Origin of the sequence: Kitasatospora sp. MY 5-36 (assembly GCF_001182915.1) — a bacterium.
GTDB lineage: Bacteria > Actinomycetota > Actinomycetes > Streptomycetales > Streptomycetaceae > Kitasatospora.
Genome location: NZ_LFVW01000437.1, coordinates 1 through 4,822, shown reverse-complemented (window position 1 = coordinate 4,822; position 4,822 = coordinate 1). Strand labels below are relative to the sequence as shown.

The window sequence follows — 4,822 nt, the reverse complement described above, 5'->3', positions numbered from 1 at the left end:
CGGGCGGGGGCGGGGGCGGGGGCGAGTTGCGGGGAGTGACGAATGGTCGGTTCATAGTCATGTCATCGGTTTACATGCCATCGGGTTATATGAGGCATGGCTTGTGCGAGACATGGCGCGGATGGGAGACGGGCGTGTCGGTGAGTCGGCGGGCACTGCTCATGGGGGTGGCCGGAGGAGCGCTGGCGGGGTGCCGGAGCAGGGCGGCGGGCACCGGTCCGGCCTCGCCCTCGGCGCCACCGTCCACCGAACCGTCCGCCGAACCGCTCGCGACGCCGTCCGGCGGGCCCACCGAGGCCCTCGCGCCGACATCCGCGCCGGCATCGACGCCCGCGCCGGACCCCGCGAAGCAGCCCCCGCACCCGGCGACCCGGGCCGAGGTGGTCGAGCGGTACGGCGCGCTGGCCCCGGCCGAGTGGGGGCTGGACGTGTCCGGGGTGATCACCGAGCTGCCGGAGGGCGAGAGCGCCATGGCGCTCACCTTCGACGCCTGCGGCGGCCCCGGCGGCAGCGGCTACGACGCCGACCTGATCGACGCCTTGCGGGCGCACGGGGTGCCGGCCACGCTCTTCCTGAACGCCCGCTGGATCGACGCCAACCCAGACGAGTTCGAGCAGCTCGCCGCCGACCCGCTGTTCGAGATCGGCAACCACGGCACCGTCCACCGTCCGCTCTCGGTGACCGGCCGCTCCGCCTACGGCATCGCGGGCACGCGCGGCGTCGGCGAGGTGTACGACGAGGTGGCGGGCAACGCCGAGAAGCTCACCGGGCTGCTCGGGCACCCGCCCCGGTTCTTCCGCTCCGGCACCGCGCACTACGACGACGTCGCCACCCGGGTGGTCGCCGACCTGGGCCAGCGGGTGGCCGGATTCACCGTCAACGGGGACGACGGGGCGACGCTCCGGTCCGCCGAGGTGCGGCGGGAGGTCGCCTCCGCCCCGCCCGGCGCGATCGTGATCGGGCACATGAACCGCCCGGGCGGCGGCACCGCCCCCGGGGTGGCGGCGGCGGTGCCGGGGCTGCTGGCGGCGGGGCGGCGCTTCGTCCGGCTCTCGGACGTGCTGTAGCGGAACGTCCGGAGCCGGGGCCCCGGGGCGGTCAGGCCAGGCGCAGGCCGCCCGGGTGCTCCTCCTCGATGATCCGGACCAGCCAGTCGAAGACCGTCGGCCCCCTGCCCGCCCGGGCGGCGTCCAGCTGGGCGGTGATCCGCGAGCGGTTGGTCGGGTGGGCGCGCGCCAGCCGCAGCTCCAGCTGCCGGACCGTCTCCGGGTAGCCGAGGTTGCGGCGGGAGACCTCGTGGTGGCGCCACTCGATGACCCAGTCGCCGTCCTCGGGGGTGCCGTAGCCGCCGCGCAGGCAGTCGGCGAAGGCGTCGAGGTTGCGGCCGAAGTAGCCGTCCACGCCGATGGTCCGCCCGACCACGTCCCAGAAGTCCTCCAGGGTCTTGATCTCGTCGCCGTCGATCACATAGGTCACCGTCACGGGGTCGAGGATATGCCGCCCCGGTCGAGGGCCGGTCGGTGACGGTCCGGGGGCCGGTCGGTGACGGCCCGGGGCCTGGTCGCCGGTCAGGGGACGACGGCGATCGCGGTGGCGAGCAGCCCGTCCCGGACCGCCCAGCGGCCGTCGAAGCCGTCGAGCCGGCGGCCGTTGACCACCGGGCCCGGGACGAGCAGCCGGGCGGTGAAGGTGCCGTCGGGGGAGAGGTCCAGCTCGGCCTCGTCGAAGTCCAGGAAGACCTGCGTCAGCGGGAACCAGGCCTTGTACACCGACTCCTTGGCGCTGAACAGGATGCGGTCCCACGGGATGTCCGGGTGCTCGGCGGCCAGCTTGGCGAGCCGCTGCTGCTCGACCGGCAGCGCGACGGCCTCCTGGACGCCCTCCGGCAGCGGCAGCGCGGGCTCGGCGTCGATGCCGACGGAGGCGAGGGTGCCGGCCCGGGCCACGGCCGCCGCGCGGAAGCCGTCGCAGTGGGTGAGGCTGCCGACCACGCCGTCCGGCCAGCTCGGCGCGCCGCGCAGGCCCGGGACGAGCGGGCGGTACGGGACGCCGAGCCGGGCGAGGGCGGCCCGGGCGCAGTGCCGGACGGTGGTGAACTCGCGGCGCCGCTTGTCGACGGCGCGGGCGACGGCGGGCTCCTCCTCGGGCTCCAGCCGGGCCTCCGGCGGGTCCTCGTAGGCCACCTCGGTCACCACGACGTCCGGCAGCAGGTCCCCGATCATCCGTTCCCCCCTCGGTCGGCCGCGCGGCCGGGCTGCCGCGCGGGACGAGGGTAACCCGGGTGGGGGGATCTTGGCGGGTGATCGGGGATCATGGCCGACCGGCCCGGCCCGACTGGCGCGGACCGGCCGGTCCGCGGCTGGTCCGGGTCCGGTCTGGGCCCGGTCCGGCCCGGCTTGGGGCCGGCTACTCGAAGGCGGCCGCCGCCTCGCGCAGCGCCCGGGCCACCGTCTCCGGGTCGTACGGCGCGGGCTCGCCGGGCCGGTAGGTGACGGAGTGCAGGGCGCCGGTGTAGCGGAAGGAGCGGTGCCGCTCGTACAGCGGCCAGGAGACCGGGGACTTGCGGTCGATGCCGACGCTGATGCCCTGGAACGGGGCCATGCCGATCAGCTGGTGGACCGGGCCGAGCAGGGCGGGCTCCGCCCCGGCCGCGGCGCCGTCCCCGGTGTCGCCCACCGGCAGGCCGTCCACCGGTAGGCCGTCCACGAGCAGCCGGAACTCCCATCTGAGGTCGGCGACGGCGGTGACCTCCAGGGTGATCAGCCGGGCGCCGGCCGGCAGCGGGCCTCCGTCGGCCTCCAGCAGGTCGCCGTACTGGTTGTAGGCGAGGCGCAGCCGGCCCTCCTCGACGTAGAGGCTGTAGCCGCCGCCCTGGTCGCCGTGCGAGACCAGGACGCCCTGGTCGCCCGGCCGGTAGCCGTCGAGCGCGGCCTCGACCGTGAAGGAGCGGAAGGCGATCAGCCGGGAGGAGCGGTAGCGTTCCAGTTCGGGGGTGCCGGCCAGCAGGGTGACCGGGCGGCGCAGCCGCTCGGCCTCGGGGCCGCGCAGCGCGAGGGCGCCGCTGCCGTCGGCGAGCGGGAAGACCCCGTCGCGCCAGGCGGCGGCCTCCCAGGCGGCGGACAACTCCTTGACCAGGTCGGGGTGTTCGGCGGCGCGGTCGTGGATCTCGGTGGGGTCGGTGCGCAGGTCGTACAGCGCCCACTCGCCGTCGTCGTACGGGGTGCCCGGGCGGTGCAGGGTGACCAGCTTCCAGCCGTCGCGGTAGTAGCTGCGGTTGCCGGTCATCTCGCAGTACTGCTCGTGGTGGGTGCCGGGCGCGGCGCCGTCGCGCAGCACGGAGGTGAAGCCGGTGCCGTCGAGCTCCTGGACGGGGTGGCCCAGGCGCTCCGACGGCCTTTCCACGCCCGCGAGTTCGAGCAGGGTGGGCAGGATGTCGGTGACGTACTGGTACTGAGTGCGGACGCCGGTGTCGCCCTCGGCGCGGGGCAGGCCGGCCGGCCAGGAGAGCACGAAGGGGACGCGGACGCCGCCCGCGTAGGTCTGGCCCTTGTAGAGGCGGAAGGGGGTGTTGGAGGCCATGCCCCAGCCGCGCGGGTAGTGCACCAGGCTCCGCGGGCCGCCGATCAGGTCGATCTCGCGCCGGACGTCCGGGTTCCAGTCCGCCGGCAGGTTCGGGTGGTGGACGAAGCGGCTGAAGTAGCTGCGGGTGCCCTCGGCGCCGCCCTCGCCGGTGCCGCCGTTGTCGCTGGTGAACACGATGATGGTGTTGTCGAGTTCGCCGAGGGCGGCCAGGGTGTCGGTGAGCCGGCCGAGGTTCTGGTCGACGTTGTCGACCATCGCCGCGTACACCTCCATGTAGCGGGCGTACAACGTCTGCTGGACGTCGGTGAGTTCGTCCCACGGGCCGACCTCGTACCCGGCCTCGGAGTTGCGCTCGGGCAGCTCGGTGCCGGGTGGGAAGTGGCCGGCGGCCAGCTGGCGGGCGAAGCGGGTGCGGCGCAGCTCGTCCCAGCCGCCGTCGTAGCGGCCGCGGTGGCGGGCGAGGTCCTCGGGCTTGGCCTGGAGCGGGCCGTGCACGGCGTTGTGGGCGAGGTAGAGGAAGAACGGCTTGTCGGCGTCGTGGGCGCGCAGTGAGGTGACCATCTTGACGGCCTGGTCGGTGATGTCGTCGGTGTAGTAGTAGCCGTCGGGGAACTCGTCGATGTCCAGCGGGCTGTTGTCGCGGACGAGTTGGTGCGGGTGGAAGAGGCTGGTCAGGCCCTCCAGGACGCCGTAGTACTGGTCGAAGCCCTTCTGGAGCGGCCAGTTGGCGCGGTCGTCGGCGGCGTTGGAGGCGGAGTCCCGGGTGAGGTGCCACTTGCCGACCGCGTAGGTGGCGTAGCCGGCGTCGTGCAGCAGTTCGGCCAGGGTGGGGATGTCCCCGGCGACCTCCATGCCGTAGCCGGGGAAGCCCGGGTCGGCGTTGGCGACGAAGGAGTAGCCGACCCGGTGCGGGTTGAGGCCGGTGAGCAGGGCCGCCCGGGCGGGGGAGCAGAGCGGCATGGTGTGGTAGTTGGCGAGCCGGACGCCGGTGGCGGCGAGGCGGTCCAGGGTGGGGGTGGGGATCTCGGCGCCGAACGGGCCGATGTCGCTGTAGCCCATGTCGTCGATCAGCACGACGACGATGTTGGGCGCGCCCTCGCGCGGGCGGACCCGCCGCGGCCAGGCGGGGACGGACTCGGCGAAGGTGCGGCCGACGGTGCCGGGGAAGCCCGCGTACGGGTCGCGGCGGTGCGGGTCGGGCGGGGTGCTCATACGGTGCTCCGGGGGTGGCTCGGGCGGG

Annotated in this window: 4 protein-coding genes; 1 reads left to right on the top strand and 3 read right to left on the bottom strand. The window is 74.6% G+C overall.

Going from position 1 to position 4,822, the window contains the following annotated elements:
- Positions 1–134 precede the first annotated feature (134 nt).
- Positions 135–1,067, top strand: a complete 933-nt coding sequence (locus AE652_RS25930; RefSeq protein ID WP_234348537.1) for a polysaccharide deacetylase family protein — start codon at positions 135–137, stop codon at positions 1,065–1,067.
- Positions 1,068–1,098: 31 nt separating this feature from the next.
- Here the strand turns inward: AE652_RS25930 and AE652_RS25925 are convergent, their stop codons facing one another.
- The 3 genes from AE652_RS25925 to AE652_RS25915 form a co-directional block, all read right to left on the bottom strand.
- Positions 1,099–1,482, bottom strand: a complete 384-nt coding sequence (locus tag AE652_RS25925; RefSeq protein ID WP_049655651.1) for a barstar family protein — start codon at positions 1,480–1,482, stop codon at positions 1,099–1,101.
- Positions 1,483–1,568: 86 nt separating this feature from the next.
- Complete coding sequence (locus tag AE652_RS25920) at positions 1,569–2,222, bottom strand: 4'-phosphopantetheinyl transferase (protein WP_049655650.1); 654 nt, start codon at positions 2,220–2,222, stop codon at positions 1,569–1,571.
- A gap of 184 nt (positions 2,223–2,406) precedes the next feature.
- Entirely contained in the window at positions 2,407–4,794 is a 2,388-nt protein-coding gene (locus tag AE652_RS25915) for a sulfatase-like hydrolase/transferase (RefSeq protein WP_063780266.1), read from the bottom strand.
- Between the last annotated feature and the right edge of the window lie 28 nt (positions 4,795–4,822).

Bases quoted from the DNA above. Each gene is read 5' to 3' on its own strand.
- AE652_RS25920 (WP_049655650.1), bottom strand. From the start codon at position 2,222: ATGATCGGGGACCTGCTGCCGGACGTCGTGGTGACCGAGGTGGCCTAC.
- AE652_RS25915 (WP_063780266.1), bottom strand. From the start codon at position 4,794: ATGAGCACCCCGCCCGACCCGCACCGCCGCGACCCGTACGCGGGCTTC.